The sequence below is a fragment of the Lysinibacillus telephonicus genome (assembly GCF_003966145.1).
GTDB classification, from domain to species: Bacteria; Bacillota; Bacilli; order Bacillales_A; family Planococcaceae; genus Ureibacillus; species Ureibacillus telephonicus.
Genome location: NZ_RXNR01000143.1, coordinates 1 through 1,711 on the forward strand (window position 1 = coordinate 1; position 1,711 = coordinate 1,711).

The window sequence follows — 1,711 nt, forward strand, 5'->3', positions numbered from 1 at the left end:
TGTTTATTGCAAAATAAAAGTGCAGACTTGTGCAAAGAATTTGTACAGAGTCTAGCACTTTTTTAGTGCAAAAAAATAGACTTGCCAGCCACCCCAAGTCATTCTACTGTTAAAGTGTCGAATTTTAGCAGTGGAGGAATGAAAGGATGCTAGCAATGTCTGAAATTAATTGTATCAAAACATTAAGAAATGAAAAAGGATTATCGATATCTACAATTGCGGAAACTTTATCCATCAATTGGAGAACAGCAAAAAAATATGGTGATAAGGATCAACTACCTCAAGTAAAAACACAAATAAAGAAAGGAATGATGTATGACGAAAAATGGGGAGAAATCGTAAGTGATTGGCTTGAAGAGGACTCAAAAGTAAAGAAGAAATTAAGAAGAACTAATAAGCAAATGTATGAAGCCTTGGGAAAAATGGACTTCAAAGGTTCTTATCGAACAGTCTGTAACTTTATAGAGGAATGGAGAGCTAATAGAGATGATGAAATTTCCAAGGGATTTGAACGATTAACACATCCTGAAGGAGAAGCTCAAGTTGATTTTGGGATAATGGAAGCTGTTCATGAAGGGGAAATAGTAGATGTACATGCACTAGTAATGTCATTTCCAGCAAGTAATGTCGCATTAGGAATCCCCCTTCCTTCTGAAAACCAAGAGTGCTTTTTAAGTGGGCTGAAGAAACTTTTTAAACAAGCTGAAGGCGTACCACTTAGTATTAGAATCGATAATCTAACACCTGCGGTGAAAAAAGTGCGTGGTTCCGAAGGAGAAGCACAGTTAACTGATGAATTCATTGCTTTTCAAAATCATTATGGCTTTAAAGTTCAAGTTTGTAATCCCCGAAGCGGTCATGAAAAAGGAAATGTGGAACGGAAAGTTGGTTATATTCGATACAACTTCTTTAGTGTCCCTCCTGTAATGAAGGACTTTGAAGATTTAGAAAATCAGTTATCTGAGAGATTAGTAGAAGACCGTAAACGCATGCACTATCGCAAGGGTGAAATGATAGAAATTTTATGGGAGAGTGAACAGAAGCAATTATTAAAGTTACCTGAAAATGATTATCCAGTTTTTAAACAAATGCCAATCAAATTTAATAAATATAACGAATTCAAATTGGATCAACATCTCATTCATGTGCCAAAGGCGAAGAACTATTCGCAGTTATATTGCGTTACTTTTTGGGATCAGTTTAAGGTCATAACAAATAATGGTGAAGTAATTTTAAGTGATTCAAGACCATATATGAAAAAGCGTAGGTTTATACCTTGGATTGATATATTCAAAGACTGGCTACTTAAACCGAGAGTAGTTGGCCATTCAAGATATACAGAGTACCTACCGGTACGTATAAGGGAATATTTATTAGTCCCATCCTTATCTTTACGGAAACGGAGAATCGAAGAAGTTATTACCCTACTACTTCAGCATGATATGAAGGAAATTGATAGCCAATTTTATGAGTTAATAGCCAATAATGATAAGCTTTCTTCTCATCCTTATGATGTAGAGTGGTCACAGTATGATGCTCTACAGCCAGTAACATCGGGGGTGAGTGAAAATGAATGAAACGATCGAACATTTATGTAAGCAACTTAGATTAGCTCATATCGCTGAGGGGTTCGAGGAAATTCCATTTACAACACCAGATGAATTTGTCTATAAATTATTACTAAAAGAACGAGATGGCCGTGAACAGGCGA

Annotated in this window: 1 protein-coding gene; it reads left to right on the plus strand. The window is 35.8% G+C overall.

The window, feature by feature from the left end; translation table 11 throughout:
• The first annotated feature begins 146 nt into the window (after window positions 1-146).
• Window positions 147-1,577, plus strand: a complete 1,431-nt coding sequence (istA, locus tag EKG35_RS20535; RefSeq protein ID WP_036176596.1) for an IS21 family transposase — start codon at window positions 147-149, stop codon at window positions 1,575-1,577.
• The last annotated feature ends 134 nt before the right edge of the window (window positions 1,578-1,711 follow it).

Excerpts from the sequence above, each read along its gene's own strand:
- istA (WP_036176596.1), top strand. The coding sequence starts at position 147 with ATGCTAGCAATGTCTGAAATTAATTGTATCAAAACATTAAGAAATGAA.